Source organism: Bradyrhizobium sp. 27S5, from assembly GCF_037217225.1.
GTDB lineage: Bacteria > Pseudomonadota > Alphaproteobacteria > Rhizobiales > Xanthobacteraceae > Bradyrhizobium > Bradyrhizobium septentrionale.
Genome location: NZ_CP147714.1, coordinates 385,280 through 404,026 on the forward strand (window position 1 = coordinate 385,280; position 18,747 = coordinate 404,026).

Consider the following 18,747-nt stretch of genomic DNA (forward strand, 5'->3'; position numbering starts at 1 on the left):
AGCTGACCTTCGTCCGGTGACCACAGCGATGTGGTCGCGCTGCGTGCGCGAGATGCTTGGACCCGCCCTGTTGCCCCAGATGAGTCGAGTATTCGTCGTCTTCTAGATTAGCCAAGTAACAGCAACCGGAATTTCGGTTGCTTGCTTGATCTTGACGCGGTGAAGTCCGAAGAAATCAAGAATTCGCGGCGGTCTGTCGCTGCTTTTACTTGACGCATCTGGCCGTCGGTGGCCATAATCCCCTCGCTCCTTTGGTGTACACAGATGGAGGGCTTCATGCCCGACAATGACACCATGCCGTCTTGGAGCGCATCCACACAGCGACCTCGCGGCAGACCTCGTAAGCCGCCGACCATCAAGCCGCGCAAGAAAAAGCGCGAGCGCAATCGTGGCGTTCCGCCGCTGCCGACCTTCGATCTGTACAAGCTCGCGCCGCATCAAGGCCTGACGCAGCGAGAGACAGCGAGCGTTATCCGGCGCGCGGAAGCAACGCTGGAATCATGGCGGCGGTACAAGCCAGATCATCGGTTGAAATGGAAGAAGGTTCACGGGCGCATCCTGTACGAGGCTGGCGACGTCCGGGCCTATCTCGAAAATTAAATCGGGCCGCACACGCGCGAACGCGGCGGCCCGAGGAAGTGCCGTGGTGCTACTTTCAGAGTTGGAACACGCTCAACATAGCACCGCCATTCCCGGATCGCCATAGCCCTTCGCGCCGACGTGCTGGCCTTCACAAAAGGGAGGCGAGCTATGAGCAATATCCGCGAATTCAACGAGGCACTGCGGCGGCGCTGCCTACCGCCCGATCAGCAGGGCAGCATCAAGCGCAAACTGACCCCCATTGCCGGACAGCTTCGGCAATGGCCCTATCCGTTGGCAGCGCCGCCCGGTGAGATCGACGCCGTCATTTCCGAACTCGATGGCCTCATCGCACGACTGGATGGACGCGGACCTGCCGCTCTGATGGATCGCTGCCTGCGCTGCCTGCGCCGCGCCCGGATCATTCGATCACGGTGTGGAGGCTGATCCGATGCGCGATGAAATCAGGCTGGCCGACATCATCGATGACGAGGCCGCGCCGCTGCAATTTGACGACTTTCTCGCCTATCTGCCCCGGCACGAATACATCTTCGTTCCGACCCGCGAGATGTGGCCCGCGAAAAGCGTCGATGCGCGGCTGCCGATGCGAGGCAACCTGAAGCCGAGCGCGTGGCTCGATGAAAACCGCGCGGTCATGCAATTGACATGGGCACCGGGCGAGCCGCCATTGATTGCCGACAAGGTGATCGACAACGGCGGTTTTGCCGACAAAGACGGCTCGCGGATTTTCAATTCCTACAGGTCGCCGTTGGATCATCCGCGCGGCGTGCCCACGCGCGACGTGACGACTTGGCTCGACCACATCGAAAAGCTCTATGGCGACCTGACGGCGCACATCGTGCATTGGTTCGCCCATCGCGTGCAGCACCCCGGCATCAAGATCAACCACGCGCTGGTGCTGGGCGGCGAGCAAGGCATTGGCAAGGACACGATACTTGAGCCTGTGCGGCGCGCGGTCGGAGAATGGAATTGCGCCAGCGTCTCGCCGAAGCAGGCTATGGGCCGCTTCAACAAGTTCCTGAAATCGGTGCTGCTGGTGATTAACGAGGGCCGCGACCTCGGCGAATTCGACCGCTTTGCGTTTTATGACCATCTCAAGACCATCATCGCCGCGCCGCCGCCCGTGCAATGGATCGACGAGAAGCGGCTCGGCGAATACCCCGTGCCGAACGTCACGGGCGTCATCCTCACCACCAACCACAAGAGCGACGGCATCTATCTCGCGCCCGACGACCGCCGCCACTTCGTGGCGTGGAGCGATCTCACCAAGGCCGATTTCACCGATGAATACTGGCGCGATGTGTGGCGCTGGTACGACGAGGGCGGCTATGCAGCCATAGCGCACTACCTCGCTACGCTCAACCTCGTCGGCTTCAATCCGAAGGCACCACCGAAGAAGACGGAGGCATTCTACGCCATCGTCAACACCAACCGCTCGGCCGAGAATGCGGAGCTTGCCGACCTGCTCGATGACATCCGGGACGAGAAGCAGAAGGCGGGCAAGACCCTCGACACGATCACGCTGCGGCAACTGATCGCCAAGGCCGAAGCAAGCAATGGCCGTCATACCAAAATTGCGTGCTGGGTGCAGGACGCCAAGACCAACGCCCGTCGCATCCCGCACCGGCTGGAGGAATGCGGCTTCGTCCCGGTGCGCAATCCCGACGCAGATGATGGCCTGTGGCGCATCGACGGCAGACGGCAGGCAATCTACGCCCGCAAGAGCCTCAACGAGCAACAGCGACTGGAGGCCGTCCAAAGGCGGATCGAGGCCATCAAAAAAGCGGGCGCGTCAGCGGCGTAAGTGACGTCAGTGATTTCCTATTCCCAGTATTTTCAAAATAGTCTGGTATAGAAAACCACTGACACTACTGACACCAACGACACCACGGTCAGTGGTGTCAGTGATCGACGCAATGTCACGCGAGAAATCAGCAACACATGCCCGGTGCAGGAGCGGCGAGGCCGCGCATCTGGCGGCTGGGCGAAATCATTGTAGAGTTCACGCATGTTCGGACTTGGCGGTGCAACAAGCGGCCATGCGTGGCGCGACGACGAACTGGTCGAGCGGCATCGCAGGATCGATGTCAACGCGATGGCGCGCAACGGCGCACTGATCGAGGGCGCAGTGACGACGTGGCGGTGGCCGGATGGCGAGAAAGCTACGGTGCGCGCCAGCCATGGCAGAATAATTTTGATCGGTGATCGCGTGCAGGTGATCCGGTTTGGCCTGATCCCCCTGACGCTGATCCATGGCGGTGCGCGTGCGCGCTTGATATGTCGATGCGGTGCTGGCGCGTATTTTCTTTACGACGACAAGCATGGCGCGTTCGCTTGCCGCCGCTGCTGCGGCTACGAGTATCGGTGTCGCCACCGGATGCGCTATCGTCGTTCACTCAAGGAGAAGATCGATGGATGATCTGATCTGCGACGACCGCGATGCTGAAATCGTCAAGGCTATCGCGCTTGGCTACAATGAACGCGCCATCGCGAGGCGTTATCAAATTACCGTCCGTGAAGTCCGGGCGGCGGTGGATCGATTGATGATCCAGATTAACCGGCCACATCGTTCATATGCCGCCAGACGCCAGCTAGAACGGATCGAGGTCATGGCCCGACCGTACATGGCAGCTGCACTTGCAGGAGAAACCGCCGCCGCATCCGTGATGATAAAGTTGATGGAGCGGGAAGCCTCGATCCTTGCTCTCGATCAGCCGATGCGCGTCGATGCCATGCTGATCGAACCAGCCGAGCGAACCAGCAGCACGGATGATCTGGAAGCAGCGATCAATCTATTGATCGGCAAGCCCGCCGCGCAGTCGCATTAAATGCCGAGCCGCCGCATCAGACGCCAGATCGTGGCTGGCCGCCACTGCCCACCGCGTGCGGTATTGATGCCCTTTGCATTGAGATGTGCGGCGATTGCGCGTGTGGTCATGCCCGCGAGTGGAGTGACAACCGCGCGCAGACTTTCGGCATGAGCGTCGGCGGCCTGCCGTCGCGCGGCATTGAGTTTTGGATTGCCAAGCGGCTCGCCGCGTGCCTTGCGGGCCGCTAGCGCATCCTTGGTCCGTTGCGCGATCACCGCGCGCTCCTTCTCGGCGACGGCGGCATAGATGTGAAGCATGAACGGATCGACGTCGGGGCCAAGTTCAGTGACGACGAACGGCACGCGCTCGCTCATCAGGCCACTGATGAAATGAACATCGCGGCTTAATCGATCCAACTTGGCGACCACGACTGGCGCGGCATCGCGCTTGCGCCTTGAGCCGGTGCCGAGCTTGCGGGCGGCCTGCATCGCTGCCGCCAACTGCGGCCTGCGATCCAGCGCATCCGCGCCCTTGCCGGTCTCGACCTCGCAATACTCGCCCTTGATCGCGTAGCCGTGCGCGGCACAGAACGCCTTGATCGCGGCCTGCTGCGCTTCGAGGCCGAGGCCGCTGCGGCCCTGCTTGGCTTTGCTGACGCGGATATAGGCGATGATGGGCTGCGTCATAGAATGATCTTCCCTTCCGAACCTGCGGCTTCTGCACACACAACGGTCGTTGTATGTAACAGCCGCCGCCGATCCGGGCAAACGCACGCCCATCAATTCAGTCTCAGGTTGCAACGTGACCGGGAGGTTGAATCTCAGGGCGCGAGCGGTTCCGTCAGGGTTCCACGGCACCACCTCGCCACCCAATTTGAAAATATCGCGCTTCACGCGCCGCCCATCATCAACTGGCCCATCGACCGCCCCATTGCCGCGCCGCGCGCGCCGCCAGTGCGCAGAATCCCAGCCGCCCGTGGTTTCCCATCCCGCCGATGGAGGCGCATGGGCGGCCTTCCTATTGGCCCGCGAATCGCAGTCGCGGCAGGCACCCTGACCCGCAGTTTCGCATCATGCGGACCCGTCGCGATGCATCCTCCCGGCGCGCTGATAGGCCGCCCGCCCTTCCGCCGTGGCCAGCCATTGGTCCAGTTCTTCGACGCTGTTGGGCGGCCTGTCCTGTGCGGCCTCGAACAGACCGGAATAGGCGTCGAACCGCACGATTTCAGCGGCGCGCTGCACCTCGGCTCCGGTCAAGTCAGGAAAACGCGCCTGCACCACGGCAAAGGCGGCATCGGCAATCGCCAGCGGATCATCGCCGCGCATCGCCTTCAGCCGTCGCACGGTGTCCTCGAACAGTGCCACCACGGCGGCGGCGCGGTGCGGTTCGCTCATTGGTTAAGGTCTCCCTTCATGTGCGGGTTGTCCGACTTCGCCGCGAAGGTCGTCGCCGATCCGGCCAACGCGGGCAAGTCAACGCGCGATCTCGCAAGGGATACAGGGCTGAGCCACATGACGATCAACAACGCGCAACGAAAGCAGGTGTAAAATGTACACCTGACGCCCGCATCACCGGCAAAGACGGCAATGCGCAAATCACCTGCCACGCGCACCCGCTTCCGCTCCGCGTGACTCTGAAAGTCACGCCGGTTCATCGGGCACAGCACGCAATCTACAATAGCCGCGCGCCAACCTTTGGAATAAGTTTCCATCGCAGGACGCATCAAAGGAGATCACCCACTCTGGATAATCGGCGCGCGCCACCATGCGCCGTGGAGAAAGTGATCATGTCCAACGGACTCGTTGAACTGCTCAAGGAAGTGAAAGAGACCCGCGAGACGCTGGAGCAGCAGGAAGCCGAGCGCGACAAGGTTCTCAAGCAGATCAAATCCGACATCGATCGATTGGCGCTGCGCATCAACCGCCCCGGCCAAGAGTCCTTCGGCGACGATGCCAACCGCAAGGCGGCCATTGGTCTCCTGAAGCTGAAGCACAATCTGAAAATTCCGAAGCATGATGTGCAGCATCCGTTCGTAGCCTCGGAGGATCAGATCGCCGAGGCCACCACTCATATCGAGGCCATCAAGGCGCTGATGCACAGCGCCGATGTGGGCAGGCTTCCGGAAGCGATGCGCAAGGCCCTGTCGTCGTTTTCGTTCGGCAGCAACGGCTTTATTTTGCCGGTTGAACTAAGCGACCGAATTTTGTCGTGCGTGGTCAGTCCGACCGACATCACATCGTTGTTCGACAGCGTCACGATCAGCGGCTCGTCAATCAAGTTTCTCGTTGACCGAGGCGACATCGACAACGCGGCATGGGCCTGCCAGAGCGCCTGCTTCGCCAACAGTCCGACCGGCGTCGATCTGGCCGCGTTGCTTGGCGAATTGGAGATCAAGCCGGAGCCGCTGCGGTACATCGCCTGTGCCACAAGCGATCTACTTGAAGATAGCGGCTTCAACATCGAGAACTGGCTGCTCGGCAAGGTCGGCCGTGCGTTCAGGAACACCGTCTCCGAAGCCGTGATGATCGGCAGCGGGATCGGCATGCCGCAAGGCATCCTGCTGCCGTCCAGCGGGATTCCGATCTGCGATACGGCGGCGGCTACGCCAGCAAATCAGTTCACGTGGCAAGACCTCGTGATGCTTAAATTCGCCATCCCGGTGCAGTATTGGGATGCCAACGCGGCCTATTTGATGAACCAGCGCACCGCCGGATTGATGTTCACCCTTTCTGACGCCAACGGGCGACCAATAATGATGCAAAGCCCGCAGGACCCGCTGACCTTTAACCTGCTCGGCAGCCCGGTCAAGATTGCTACCCAGATGCCTGACGTCGCGCCGGGTGCAACGCCGGTCGCCTATGGCAACTGGAAGTCGGCCTACATGATCGCGAACCGCAAGGCGGTAACGATGCAGCACGACCCTTATTCGGCGGGGTTCTGCTCGCTATTCAAGTTTGAAGCCCGCGTCGGCGGCGCGGTGACGTGCGCAAACGCGGCAAGGCTGTTGCGGATCAAGTGAACATCAAAAGGCCGACGCCAATGATGAGCCTGTTCATTGACGGCCACATCCCGATCCTGCGCGCGCGCCGGGGCGGACACACAGCCTCACGGTCAGATGTCCGTTCTGTCAAAAAATCCATATCCATGGCAGCGGCGGCGACCTCGGCCCATGGTTCGGCTATTTTCGCGCGCGCTGCGATCCCGCCGACCTGCCGCGCGAGACACGCTACTGGTCGCGCGACGGCTACTATCTGACCGCCACCGCATTGCCGCAGCCTGAATGTTCCGCGAGCCGCGACCGCAGCGCCAGCGCGGAAGTGATCCCGTTCCGAAAGGCCATGCCGAGCAAAGCCAAGATCAGCAACGGGTTAGGCGAAAAATCCAATGCTAGTGGCATTGGATCGCAGCACGGCATCGATCAGTTCGTCAACGCCAAGGGCGAGGTCAAAGCGGCCTGCGACTTGTAAACCGAAAGAGAACCGAAGCCATGAACAAACAAATCGACGACGGTCTCGGTGAACTCCTGAAGGAAGTGAAAGAGACCCGCGAGGCGCTGGCGCAGCAGGATGCGGCGCGCATGGCCGCGCTTGACGAGTTGAGGGCCGATGTCGCCAAGCACTCAAAAAGCTCGGGCGACACCGAGGCCAAGGTGCAGCGCATTGTCGATGACGTGGCGGCGCTCCTTGCCAAATACCAAAGCCTCGAAGACCGGGTCAACGACATCTGCAAGCGCATTTGAGATGAGCGAAGCCATGAACATGACGACGCCCGATGCCGAACAGGGCCGCATGCTGTGCCTCGCCACGCTCAAATTGATTGCTCGCGATGGCGATGAAGCTGTGCAGGTGGACGAAAATGATCGCTTCACTGAATGGCGGATGGTCCAGCGCGGTCGCTACTGCTTTGCAGAGAAGCCTGCGAATGAGCGGCTGCCACGCCGGATCGATGCCTATGAGGTCGAGGACGGCGAAAACTTCCTGCTCGACCCGCAGCGCAAGCTGTTCAGCCTGCAATACCGGCACAACGGCAAACCACCGGACCTGCATCTGGTCGTCCTACAGCCCTGCGAGCGATGGCTGGGCGACGTCATGCTGACGCTGGTCATGGCATTAGATATGCGGAATTAAAGCGCAGGGAAATCGACGCGCCGAAGTTCTTATCTTCCGGGATCGTCTGGCCACGGCTTCGGCTCAGCAACTAGGTTGCCGTCTTGATCGAAAAGCGTTGTTCGGCAAGTCTGCGTCTCTTCGTCAAATAAGATCGAGCGATCAACATGCATATATGCCGACATGGCATAGCTAAGCTCAGTTTGATTCCAATCACGGAAGATCCGCAACTCGCTGCTTCCCGGCAGGCATCCCGAAAACGACCTGACGTGCAGTTGCTCAGTCTGGATTGAATCTTCATTTTCAACTGTCAGGTAAAAGTGCGTCGCCTCTCTAAGCGCCGCTTTGTAATGAACGCGAGCCGAGATTTCTCTGAACTGTGTTTCGGACAGGTCAGAACCTGATAGGTCAAACGGACCCTTCGGGCCGACTTCCATCTGGAGACCGCCATCGTTTATGAAAATGGCACCGAACCCGCCAATTCTAATTGAAATTGACTGTCCGGCGATATTTGTCGAGAGATCGAACTCATGATTTTTTCGATAATTCGACACTCTGTAGGAATAAAGCGAGAAAGGAAATTCACTGTGGAGACAGCGGAAGGACGTGGCCTTTCTCGCGCTTTGCATTACAAAGTGGCTATGGCGAAGTTCGTCGATGAAATCCGGTTCGACAATTGTTCCGAGGCTTGGCTTTGATCGGTCGAACAGGAGACCGGTTTCTTTAACTAAGAGTCCGATTAAGAGTTTAGAAAGCCAGCGCGCCAGAGCAAGCTTATCTTCATTCGTCAATACGCTGCCACGGTGAAGGACAGCCTGAACAGAGCTTTCAATTCTCGACAAAAATCCAGTATTGCATTCGATGCAACATGGGACAGTCAAATTCCGATACGGAATAGACGTCCCATTCAACAGCGTCAGTTGCTCATCGAATAAACGGAATTTCTTTTGAAGCCACTTGGGAATTATATGCTCGCCAATGCCGCTACTAGGTGGCCCGCCGCAGGCGAAGCATCTCCTTTTGGCGATGCTGCTGGCTGACACAGCTCTATCCGTCAGTTCCAAGACCTTCATCGCAATGAGCTACCAACTGTGAGAGTTGCTATCACGTAGCGAAGTGCCCGCTTCGTGAGTTCTACGAATCGATCAAACGATCTCTGGTTCGCGTCCAATGGATGATATCTGCAGCATTGCCGACGCACCGTCATGGCCGCCCTGACACTTCTCGGCATGGAGCGCGGCAGGGGGCGCGCGCCATGTTCGCGTTTGGCACTCTGAGAAACTTCTATGGCTGATAGCGCGCCACGGTCGCGAGAGCCATTCCATCCTCGATGACGAAGGCTGCACTCTGTCGGGCGCGCGTCACGGCGACATACAACTTTGGAATTTCCTTCGCAGCGTCCGCCAGCTTTCCAGTTTCAAGATACTTCCGCAACGGCCCGTGCGGATAAATTAGCGTTCTGTCAAAGGTCATGCCCTTGGCTGCGCCGAAGTTGATTGGCTTCCCCGCCGCCACGACATGGGTGCGGGTATAGCGCAAAGGTTGAGGTTGGAATCGAGCACAGTAGTCAGCGACATGGCGGCGCTCGACCGCAAAGATTCCGTCATGGCCGGTCGCAACCGTATTGAGAGATCGCGTCTTTGGCGCAGTCGGAAAAAAGAGATCAGCAAAGTCACAAATTTCCTGAACGCAGCGACGGCTCGACGTTTGATACTCGATGTCGCACAGCTTGGCCGCTTCCCAAGCTTTGAACTTTTCAACAATGTTGCTGCGGACGTATTTTTTGTTCTTTCCTGAATCGTTTGTAGTGTAGGTGGCCTGACGATAGTCACCGACCAAAATAATATCGGTTGCCGATTTGAGAAGATATTCAACCAGCTCAAGATCGTACCCAGCCAAATCTTGGCTCTCATCGATGAATAGCCGATCAAAAATGTGCTCAAAGCGCCGGATCGGCTGACCGTCCGTTTGCTGAATGATGTCACACGCGAATTTTGAGACCTTGTCTAGATAGATCATTCCCGGACCGGAAAAGTAATGCTTGTCGATATCTGTCGCCCTCGAAAATCGCGCTGTCTGCCCGCGCACAAATAGAAGCCGCGACACGCGCGGCTTGTATAGCTGCGTCTGATAGGGTCGAATAAAGTGACGAAGAAGAAATGCATACCATGTGCTGATCACCGTATGAGAAGGAACAGCCTTATACCGTTCGCACGCGATCTTCACACATTCATCCGCGCCGTTTATCGTATAGGTAATAAGCGCCGACCTTTTCGATGCGTCGGTACAGGCGTCGTCCACAATAGCCGTCGTTTTGCCAGAACCAGCACACGCGAGTATGACGCGATTAACGGATGGCATCTTTGATGTAGTCCGGAATGATGAATGGCCGCGCGCTGTCAAAGAGTTTCAGGGCTACGTCGGTCTTGTGGGATTTCATGTAGTCCAGCAGCGCGTCCCCCTCCGCGTATGACGTTCCGAGCAGCGAGTTGAGCCTCGTTAGCCCGTTCGCATTTAAAAGCTGCGGCTCGAGCGTCGGAAACTTATCGCCCTTGCCAATACAGACAGAAATGTTCTCGTGTTTGGCATATTCAGCGTAACTGGCTGTTTTGGCTTCCTCGTTGCTATCGTTATCGGTTACGACTGAAACATCTATCTTAAGAAGGCGCGCAATATCCAGAAACCGTTTGAAAGCAAGAGAGTTGACCGAAATCACTTCAACTCCAGCGTCTAGCGGCATTGTCCCGTGGGTTTGGAAAAACGCTTTTTGGACAACCAGCTCATCGGATGGGCCTTCGACGAGAATGCTGCGCTTCGCAAGAATCATTCGCAACGTGTCGTAGCCGGGAAGCTTCTTGAAATAGGCAAAGGTTGGCTTCGGAAGATCGTTAAGGCGGACGCCGTGCCGCCCGTCGAACATGATCGTGTTGTCGATGCCAAGTTTATTGAGGACGAAACTGCTGTGGGTCGTGATGATAAGTTGTCGCCCCTCCGACTTGGCAACAATCTTCCCGATTAGCCGGTTGAGATTAGTATGCGAAAGATGATTCTCAGGCTCTTCCATCAAGAAAATATCGCAGGCCTCCGAAGCTTCCATCGCCAACTTCACTTTCACCGCGTTCTGCTCGCCCTTACCAACCAGAGTAAGAGGAATATCGTCGAGGTGAGGCATCACGCCCGTCTCCCAACTCGCGCGCGAGGTCACATCCATCGCTACCGAGAGACGTTTATCGGAGACAATGCCCGCCTTCGTAGCCAAGTCGCTATTGATGGCATGAATGCGTGCGTCGTTTTGGAATTCATCGCGCATCTTCCGATAGGAGAGCGCAAGCTCAACAGACTGCACCTTAGTCAAGTAGTCCCGCACGATCTCTAGGACGTATCTGTTCGCAGCATGCGTATTGGTGATTGAGCTTGGATCGATCAAGGCTGACTTAACCGGGATCGCTTTGCTGGTAAGAAGATCACCCGCAAAGCTAAGCCATTCGATCTCATAGTATTCAATAGGAATGCTACGAAGTTCGTCCGGATTCTTGATGTACTCGCGGTACTCATCCTTGAGATTGTCGTCGAGTTTTATTTTCAGTGCGATGCCGGGTTGATCCAATATCTCGCTATTCATAGTGCCTTTGAGTACGGCGAGGTCTTCGTGGTCGCGTAAATATAGCTCGATCAGAATTTCCGGCGGCGGCTTTGGCGTTCCGAACTTGTGACTGGCAATAAATTCGGCAACCGTCTTGCTGTTAAAGAGAAATGGATGGAGTTCGTAGTCCGCAGGGCGGCGCGACAGTTGGCGCTTTAGCGCCAGATTAATAGCCTCAAGTAGCGTTGATTTACCCGATTCATTGTCACCCACTATGATGTTAGTGCCCGGTCCAAATTTCAGATCGGCATCATACAGCGTGCGATAATTGCGCACGATAACGCGTTCGATTGTCACCCCGAATCCCCCTCGTACCAATGGAAACTTCTTTCATATTTCCCGGTAAAGTTGCAAGCCCGTGCTTTGCTAAATCGTAGGAGTTTCGGGGATAGCCACCCTCGTAAACTGCCCGAACCAAGCCGAAAGTCATGCTCCCAAGGCAAGTTTGAGTTTTTTCGATTGTGGGGAAAGCGTTCGATTTCCCAACTTCATCTTCGCGTCTGCCCTTATCGTCGAGGTCGAAACTGGAGTCGGTGAGGATCGGAGACGACCAAGTAGGCGCATGACAGTCCACCGATGACCATCTGCCGCCGCGCGTTGTGGCGACCTTGCGGGTCGATCGTTCGGCCCCCGCAAACAAGTCCGCGAAGCCCGCCGGATTCGGCGATGCCGCGAAGGTGACCTATGCAGTCTGAAGTGCGGCGACTCGCTCGATTTCGTTCTCTAGCCGGTCGATGCAATTTTCATCGAGCAACAGAAGAACGGTTGCGCCCAATATGGCATCCCGGTGGCGCTCAATATCTTTCGATTCCGAGAAGCTCGTCGTGCCAGTCTCGACATCGAGCGTGCCGAACATTTGGTGATGGCCCAAATAGTTTGGATGACATCTTTCAGACATCAGGTCGTAGAGCCTGCGAATGCCTGAACCTGTGCGTTTATCCATCCGATCAATCAAGGTTAGGACGTTGATCGCTGCGGATTCCGGGTCCATTTCGACCCATTGCTTTTCGCGCGTTGCAAAGGTCCGATTGTTCAGGAGAGTATTGAGAGCAGCAATGTCGCGGGCATCGATATGCTTTTTCAACTCATGTTCAAGATCGAGCAATAGCGCGCTTGTTTCGATTAACGCTCTGGCGGACAGATACGCGCCGACAATGTTGCCGCTATTCCAGTTGATGGCCACGCTTTCGGTCAGTGCCACGATCCGCCAAAGCACGGCCTCTCGATAGACCGCCAGCTTCCATGCTAGCTTCGACTCCATCAGGCGACCTTCAACTTCGATTTGATCGACCCTCTGCGCCTGTAGTCGGCATAGGCCAGCATTGATTTCTTTGATCAGTGTGACGTCATCCTCTTTCAGGTCGGAGGGCGTGCTGATTTCGATTGCTATCGCCATTGGCCAAATTGTTTTGCTTGTGTGATGGCTTCGCCTGCAAGAAAAGCCCCGCCGCGTGCCAGCAGCGAGGCTTTCCGTTTGCCGGTTCGCGCTGTCAGGCCGACGCCCCGGCAGGGTGATGATAGGCCGTTCACGGCGGTTGTCGAGGTGCCGCGCTGCTCAAATCCGTCGCGGGTTCGGCGACAGCGGCGGCAGTTGGTTTCTTTTTCTTGCAAAATCCATGAAGACTTCAAGCTGATCTGCGATCTTCGGAATGGCCGTGAGCCGGTCGATGTTGCCATGGGCATCGCAGTCGAGCGCATCGAGCAACGCACGCAGCGTCATGGTGATCAGTGACGTATGGTCGAGTTGCGACTGATCCATGACGGCGGTCAATTGCGCGACTACGGCTTCCTCGTATTCTACGGCGGCGTCGATCTCGGCAAGGTCACGCGCGTGCTGCACGCTGGCGAAGTCAACCGTGCCGGGTGGCGCGCGGCGCAATACTTTTCCCGGATTTCGCTCGGCAAATTCGCGCATCTCTTGCATCCGCGCCGCGACCTCGTCGGCGCTGCATCGGGCCATCAACTCACGGGCCAACTCGGCGGACCCATCGCCCCAACCTTGACCATAGAGCAATTGCTCCAACTCGGCCTCAAGGGCGGCGCGGGTTTCAAGATCGCGGATGTCGTCATCGGCCATGATTGATCTCCCTTTGCTGGCGTTGCGGCGCGCGGCAATGGTGGATGGCCTGATCTCCGCCGTGGAGCTTGCCATAACCGGAAAGGCGGTCAAGGCAACGCGGCTGACCGCCCCGGGCGGGGACGGCATGCCGGTTGTCCCCAGTTGATTTGCGCTCCCGGTTTCAGGTTACAAAGCAGGTGACACGGCGGAATGGCCGTTGCGATAAGTGCTTGCAAATGAATGGGTTCTCGTCGTAGTCAAAATCGTGCTTCTCCCCTTGTGGGAGAAGGTGGCGTGGACGCAGTCCACGCCGGATGAGGGGTCTCTATCTGCGGAGACAGGCCCCTCACCCGGCGCCTGCGGCGCCACCCTCTCCCACAGGGGGAGAGGGTACCTCGGAGGCGCTGCGCGGGCTCGGGAATGCAACAAACGTCACCGGAATCCAGTTGACTCTTGCCTGCTTCTGATTCGACTCGGCACCCTCTGGAATTTAAGGAATTCAGTCCGCATATCCTGTGCTTGTGGAGCCCTCTCAAACTTGATCTAGTGCCGCCGCCGTCAGGTCCACCCGAGATGTTGCGGTGAACGTTTCAGGCCTGGAATGGAGTCACCGATTCGGGCGCGATTCGTTCCGGAGTCGTTCCGAAGCTTAAGCCGGGCGCAGAAAGCGTCGCATTGTGAGACAGATCTTGCGAAACACGCTGCCAATGCGAAACATGCAGCCAGACCGTCACCCTGAGGAGGCCGCGCAGCGGCCGTCTCGAAGGGCGACAGCCCCGCTCGGCCCGCGAGAGGAAAGTCCGATCAAAACGCGCGGATAAATTTGGGCCGTGCATCCTTCGAGACGCGCTGACGCGCTCCTCACAGCGACAAAGGCGGGGCCTTTGCGCGGGGATGACGGGTTAGGGATCTCGCCAACAATTCAAGAAACACCTGCAAAATATGGCTTTCTCAACTTCGTTCGGAAATGACCGCGTGCCCGGCGCAGGCGTCACCGCGGTGCTTGGCCCGACCAACACCGGCAAGACGCATCTCGCCATCGAGCGCATGCTTGCGCATTCGTCGGGCTTGATCGGGCTGCCGCTGCGGCTGCTCGCGCGCGAGGTCTACAACAAGATCGCGGATCGCGCCGGCGTCGACAACGTCGCGCTGATCACCGGCGAGGAGAAGATCAAGCCGAAGGCGCCGCGCTTCTGGGTCTCGACCGTGGAGGCGATGCCGCGCGATCTCGATTTGTCGTTCCTCGCGGTCGACGAGATCCAGATCGCGGCCGATCTCGAGCGCGGCCACGTCTTCACCGATCGCATGCTCAACCGCCGCGGCCGCGACGAGACGCTGCTGCTTGGCGCCTCGACGATGCGGCCGATCATCGAGCGGCTGTTGCCGGGCGCCTCGATGGTCACGCGGCCGCGCCTGTCGCAGCTCGAATTCGCCGGCGACCGCAAGATCACGCGGCAGCCGAGAAGAACAGCAATTGTCGCGTTCTCGGCGGATGAGGTCTACGCGATCGCCGAACTGATCCGCCGCCAGCATGGCGGCGCGGCTGTGGTGCTGGGCTCGCTGTCGCCGCGCACGCGCAATGCGCAGGTCGAGATGTTCCAGAACGGCGACGTCGATTATCTCGTCGCTACCGACGCCGTCGGCATGGGGCTCAATCTCGACGTCGATCACGTCGCCTTCGCCTCCGACCGCAAATATGACGGCTATCAGTTCCGCCGGCTGACGCCGGCCGAATTCGCCCAGATCGCGGGCCGCGCCGGCCGCGCCACGCGCAACGGCACGTTTGGTACGACGGGACGCTGCGCGCCGTTCGAGCCGGAGCTCGTCAACGCGCTGCAGAACCACACCTTCGACAGCGTCAAGATGTTGCAATGGCGCAACGCGAAGCTCGATTTTGCCTCGCTCGGCGCGTTGCAGGTGTCGCTGGCGCAGGCGCCCAATCATGAGGCACTGACGCGGGCCCCGATCGCCGAGGACCAGCGCGTGCTCGACCATGTCGCGCGCGACGCCGAGGTGCGCGAATTCGCCATGGGGCTAAAGCGGTTGAGCGGCTGTGGGAGGCCTGCCAGGTTCCGGACTATCGGAAGCTGTCGCCGGCCGCCCATGCCGAACTCGTGACCACCCTGTACGGCTTCCTGATGCAAAAGGGGCGTATCCCTGACGCATGGTTTGCCGCCCAGGTCGACCAGGCCAACCGGACCGACGGCGATATCGACACGCTATCGGGCCGGATCGCGCAGATCCGGACCTGGACCTTTGTGGCCAACCGGCCGGACTGGCTGTATGACCCGGAGCACTGGCAGGGGATCACGCGCGATCTCGAAAATAAATTATCCGATGCGCTGCATGAACGGCTCACGGAGCGTTTCGTTGACAGGCGGACCAGTGTATTGATGCGCCGCCTGCGGGAGAACTCAGTTTTGAATACGGAAATTGGCAAGACCGGCGAAGTGATCGTGGAAGGTCATGTGATCGGCCGGCTCGATGGTTTCACCTTTGCACCTGATGCGGCCGAGGCCGGCAGCGACGCCAAGGCGCTGCAAGCCGCCGCCCAGCAGGTGCTGGCGCGCGAGATCGATGCGCGCGCCGAGAAACTGGGTGCGGCGCCCGACGAGCAGTTCGTGCTGACCTCCGACGGCACCATCCGCTGGACCGGCGATGCTGTCGCCAAGCTGGTCGCCGCCGAGGACGCGCTGCATCCGCGGCTGCGCATCATCTCCGACGAGCGGCTGACCGGCGCCTCGCGCGAGGCCGTGCAGACCAGGCTCGACCTCTGGCTCAAAACGCATATCGAAAAGCTGCTCGGGCCGCTGTTCGAACTCTCCAAGGCCGAAGATATCCAGGGCATCGCCCGCGGTATCGCCTTCCAGCTGGTCGAGGCGCTCGGCGTGCTCGAGCGCAGCAAGATCGCGGCCGAGATGAAGGATCTCGACCAGCCCTCGCGCGCAGCGCTGCGCAAATACGGCGTGCGGTTCGGCGCCTATCACATCTATTTCCCGCAGCTTTTGAAGCCCGCGGCGCGCTCGCTGGCCTCGCTGTTGTGGGCCGAGAAGCAGAACAATGTCGATATGGCGGCGCTGTCGAACGTGCAGCATCTCGCGAGTAGCGGCCGCACCTCGTTCCCGGTCGACAAGCAGCTCGCCCGCGATGCCTATCGTGTGCTCGGCTATCGCCAGTGCGGCGAGCGCGCGGTGCGCGTCGACATCCTGGAGCGGCTCGCCGATCTGATCCGCCCGGCGCTGGCCTGGCGCGAGACCTCGCCGGGCGAAAAACCCACCGGCGCCTTCGACGGCCGCGGCTTTGTCGTGACGCAGGCGATGACCTCGCTGACTGGTTCGGCAGGCGAGGACTTTGCCTCGATCCTGCGCGCGCTCGGCTATCGCATGGACCGCCGTCCGCCGCTGCCGCCGAAGGCTGTTGAGGCTGCACCGGTCGAGACCACCGAGACGGTCGCCGCCGAGACGCCGCCGGTCGAAGCGAGCTCTGACGCTGCCGCAGATGCGCCGGTCGACGCCGCCGCTGAGGTCACGGCCGATGCAGTGGAGGCTACCGTTGCGTCCGAGGCCGAAGCGCCCGAGGCCGAAGCTGCTGTCGATCAGCCGGTATCCGGCGATCCCGCGCCGTCGGCCGCACTGCTGCCCGATGTCGGCTTTGCCGAGGTGGTTTCCAGCGAGGCGACGCCGGTCGTCATCGAGACCCACCAGGATGCCGCAGCGGAGCGTGCCGCTCCGGTCGACGCGCCCGCCGCGACCGAAGAACCCGCTCCTGAAGCGCCCGCCGCTGAAGTCGCAGCCGCGCCCGCCGTGGAAGCCGCTGCGGAGACGCCTGAGGCTGCCACTGAGGCGCCCGCTGAGACCGCGAGCGCCGACGCTGATACCGCCGAGGCCGCTCCCGCAGCCGCGGAAACGCCGGCCGAGCCGCAACTGGTCGAAGTCTGGCGTCCCGGCGGCCGCTCCGATGGAGAACGCCGGCCGCATCATCGCGGTCACGATCGCAATCGCGGCCGTCATCAGAACAAGCCCGCCGACGGCGCGCAGGCCACCGAAGGCGGCGGCGAGGGTGGCGAGAAGCGCGAGCAGCATCGCCGGCCGCGCCGTCACCACGACTTCCGCGCGCCCCGTCCGGGCGCAGCACCCGCTGACGGCGCTGCGGCAGCCTCCGCCGCGCCGGCCGATGGCGCGCAGGCCCGCGACACCAGAGAGGACAAGGGCCAGCGCCGCGAGCGGTTCGAGGGCAAGGGACGCGATCGCGACAATGAGCGCCGCGGCGAGAAATTCGGCGGCGGCCGCAAGGGCGGCGATCGTGATCGCGGCGGCCGCGATTTCGGCCGCGACAAGGGCGGGCGCGACAAGCGCGAGGGCGGGCCGTCGCATCGGCCCTATGCCTCGAGCGCGAGCACGCCGCGCGAGCGCGATCGGCCGATCGATCCGAACTCGCCCTTCGCCAAGCTCGCTGCACTGAAGGAGCAGCTCGCCGGCCGGAAGGAATAGCCCAACTTTTGGTCTAGCTCTTGGATCGACAGCGCCTCGACAAATGGCTGTGGCATGCGCGGGTGGTGAAGGCCCGCGCCAGCGCGGCTGAACTCGTCGCATCAGGGCATGTCCGCATCAACGGCACGCGCGAGAAATCGCCGGGCCATGCCGTGAAGCTGGGTGACGTCGTCACCGTCGCGCTCGACAACAGCGTCCGTGTGCTGAAAGTGATCGGCTTTGCCGAACGGCGCGGCGACGCCGCGTCCGCGCGCCTGCTTTGCGAGGATTTGCAAGGAGGCAAGGAATAGCTATTTAGGGCCAGCAATTCCTTGCGGCTGCGGTATTCCTGCGCTACGCAACCCCGGAAAAAGTGGATCGTTTCGGAGTTTTGGATGACCTACGTCGTCACTGAAGCCTGCATCAAGTGCAAATATACCGACTGCGTCGAGGTCTGCCCCGTCGATTGCTTCTACGAGGGCGAGAACATGCTGGTCATCCATCCGGACGAATGCATCGATTGCGGCGTGTGCGAGCCGGAATGCCCGGCTGACGCCATCAAGCCGGACACCGAGCCGGGGCTGGAAAAGTGGCTTGAGGTCAACCGGGACTACGCCAAGAGCTGGCCGAACATCACCCAGAAGAAGGACTCGCCCGAGGACGCCAAGGAGTGGGAAGGCAAGGAAGGCAAGTTCGAGAAATATTTTTCTGCGAATCCGGGCAGCGGCGACTGAGTTCGCCTGTCACCCTCGGGACTACCCCGATAAGGGCGGGCTTGGACCGCCGCGGCCCTCCGTCCGACCCGCCGATTTAACCCTAATGACGGACATATGACCTGAGGGTCCCCTGTTATGCCCGGAATCGGGCGTAAATCATTGATTTTTGCGGAAAATGTGCTATATCTGGCACATTACAGGCCAAGAACCCCTGCCATGCGTACCTTGTGGCTTCGAGGTTCCCGCAAACATCGAACAGGGGCGCGGCAGTTTCCGCGCGCAGGCTGTGTCACAGAAAACGCGTAAAAAGAGTGCTTCAAAGACGACGAAAAAAGCCGCTGTCT

The 18,747-nt window shown here is 59.9% G+C and carries 19 protein-coding genes and 1 pseudogene; 13 read left to right on the forward strand and 7 right to left on the reverse strand.

The genetic code is table 11. From position 1 onward, the window contains the following. Positions 1-276: 276 nt before the first annotated feature. The 5 genes from WDM24_RS01860 (at position 277) to WDM24_RS01880 (ending at position 3,428) form a co-directional block, all read left to right on the forward strand. On the forward strand, positions 277-600 hold the full coding sequence (locus WDM24_RS01860) for a hypothetical protein (protein WP_338830231.1): 324 nt from the start codon (positions 277-279) through the stop codon (positions 598-600). Positions 601-750: 150 nt separating this feature from the next. Continuing rightward, positions 751-1,026, forward strand: a complete 276-nt coding sequence (locus WDM24_RS01865) for a hypothetical protein (protein ID WP_338830232.1) — start codon at positions 751-753, stop codon at positions 1,024-1,026. Positions 1,027-1,030: 4 nt separating this feature from the next. Continuing rightward, positions 1,031-2,404: a primase-helicase family protein gene (locus WDM24_RS01870; RefSeq protein WP_338830233.1), complete on the forward strand. Its 1,374-nt coding sequence runs from the start codon at positions 1,031-1,033 to the stop codon at positions 2,402-2,404. A gap of 204 nt (positions 2,405-2,608) precedes the next feature. Beyond that, on the forward strand, positions 2,609-3,019 hold the full coding sequence (locus WDM24_RS01875) for a hypothetical protein (protein ID WP_338830234.1): 411 nt from the start codon (positions 2,609-2,611) through the stop codon (positions 3,017-3,019). Then, positions 3,012-3,428 (forward strand): hypothetical protein, encoded by a 417-nt coding sequence (locus WDM24_RS01880; RefSeq protein ID WP_338830235.1) that lies wholly within the window; start codon positions 3,012-3,014, stop codon positions 3,426-3,428. The genes WDM24_RS01875 and WDM24_RS01880 overlap by 8 nt, the downstream gene beginning before the upstream one ends. Here WDM24_RS01880 and WDM24_RS01885 read toward each other — a convergent pair. Further along, positions 3,425-4,303, reverse strand: a complete 879-nt coding sequence (locus WDM24_RS01885; RefSeq protein WP_338830236.1) for a recombinase family protein — start codon at positions 4,301-4,303, stop codon at positions 3,425-3,427. The two genes, WDM24_RS01880 and WDM24_RS01885, sit on opposite strands and share 4 nt — an antisense overlap. Before the next feature lie 177 nt (positions 4,304-4,480). After that, positions 4,481-4,804, reverse strand: coding sequence for a hypothetical protein (locus WDM24_RS01890; RefSeq protein ID WP_338830237.1), 324 nt, complete (start codon positions 4,802-4,804; stop codon positions 4,481-4,483). A gap of 392 nt (positions 4,805-5,196) precedes the next feature. On the opposite strand from WDM24_RS01890, the gene WDM24_RS01895 reads away from it, so the two are divergent. The 4 genes from WDM24_RS01895 to WDM24_RS01910 all read left to right on the forward strand — a co-directional run bounded on the left by WDM24_RS01895 (position 5,197) and on the right by WDM24_RS01910 (position 7,537). Beyond that, positions 5,197-6,429, forward strand: coding sequence for a phage major capsid protein (locus tag WDM24_RS01895; protein WP_338830238.1), 1,233 nt, complete (start codon positions 5,197-5,199; stop codon positions 6,427-6,429). Between the two features lie 319 nt (positions 6,430-6,748). Beyond that, positions 6,749-6,877, forward strand: coding sequence for a hypothetical protein (locus WDM24_RS01900; protein WP_338830239.1), 129 nt, complete (start codon positions 6,749-6,751; stop codon positions 6,875-6,877). A 20-nt stretch (positions 6,878-6,897) separates the two neighbouring features. Continuing rightward, on the forward strand, positions 6,898-7,149 hold the full coding sequence (locus WDM24_RS01905; RefSeq protein ID WP_338830240.1) for a hypothetical protein: 252 nt from the start codon (positions 6,898-6,900) through the stop codon (positions 7,147-7,149). 13 nt (positions 7,150-7,162) lie between these two features. Then, positions 7,163-7,537 (forward strand): hypothetical protein, encoded by a 375-nt coding sequence (locus WDM24_RS01910; RefSeq protein ID WP_338830242.1) that lies wholly within the window; start codon positions 7,163-7,165, stop codon positions 7,535-7,537. A gap of 29 nt (positions 7,538-7,566) precedes the next feature. Here the strand turns inward: WDM24_RS01910 and WDM24_RS01915 are convergent, their stop codons facing one another. From WDM24_RS01915 to WDM24_RS01935, 5 genes are all read right to left on the reverse strand, one after another. Further along, positions 7,567-8,580 carry a hypothetical protein gene (locus WDM24_RS01915; protein WP_338830243.1) on the reverse strand — a complete coding sequence of 338 codons (1,014 nt, stop codon included), beginning with the start codon at positions 8,578-8,580 and terminating at the stop codon, positions 7,567-7,569. 220 nt (positions 8,581-8,800) lie between these two features. Continuing rightward, positions 8,801-9,817 carry a hypothetical protein gene (locus WDM24_RS01920; protein ID WP_338830244.1) on the reverse strand — a complete coding sequence of 339 codons (1,017 nt, stop codon included), beginning with the start codon at positions 9,815-9,817 and terminating at the stop codon, positions 8,801-8,803. Between the two features lie 46 nt (positions 9,818-9,863). Continuing rightward, positions 9,864-11,456: an ATP-dependent nuclease gene (locus tag WDM24_RS01925; RefSeq protein ID WP_338830245.1), complete on the reverse strand. Its 1,593-nt coding sequence runs from the start codon at positions 11,454-11,456 to the stop codon at positions 9,864-9,866. A 385-nt stretch (positions 11,457-11,841) separates the two neighbouring features. Continuing rightward, positions 11,842-12,555 carry a hypothetical protein gene (locus WDM24_RS01930; RefSeq protein WP_338830246.1) on the reverse strand — a complete coding sequence of 238 codons (714 nt, stop codon included), beginning with the start codon at positions 12,553-12,555 and terminating at the stop codon, positions 11,842-11,844. 159 nt (positions 12,556-12,714) lie between these two features. Then, a complete protein-coding gene (locus WDM24_RS01935; protein ID WP_338830247.1) occupies positions 12,715-13,236 on the reverse strand; it encodes a hypothetical protein in 522 nt (173 codons plus the stop codon). On the opposite strand from WDM24_RS01935, the gene WDM24_RS01940 reads away from it, so the two are divergent. The 4 genes and pseudogenes from WDM24_RS01940 (at position 13,235) to fdxA (ending at position 18,421) form a co-directional block, all read left to right on the forward strand. Further along, a complete protein-coding gene (locus WDM24_RS01940) occupies positions 13,235-13,384 on the forward strand; it encodes a hypothetical protein (protein WP_338830248.1) in 150 nt (49 codons plus the stop codon). The genes WDM24_RS01935 and WDM24_RS01940 overlap by 2 nt on opposite strands. A gap of 776 nt (positions 13,385-14,160) precedes the next feature. Then, positions 14,161-17,708, forward strand: a pseudogene (locus WDM24_RS01945) (helicase-related protein). 20 nt (positions 17,709-17,728) lie between these two features. Next, positions 17,729-17,998 carry an RNA-binding S4 domain-containing protein gene (locus WDM24_RS01950; RefSeq protein ID WP_338694756.1) on the forward strand — a complete coding sequence of 90 codons (270 nt, stop codon included), beginning with the start codon at positions 17,729-17,731 and terminating at the stop codon, positions 17,996-17,998. Positions 17,999-18,082: 84 nt separating this feature from the next. Further along, positions 18,083-18,421 carry a ferredoxin FdxA gene (gene fdxA, locus WDM24_RS01955; protein ID WP_029079620.1) on the forward strand — a complete coding sequence of 113 codons (339 nt, stop codon included), beginning with the start codon at positions 18,083-18,085 and terminating at the stop codon, positions 18,419-18,421. Positions 18,422-18,747: the final 326 nt, after the last annotated feature.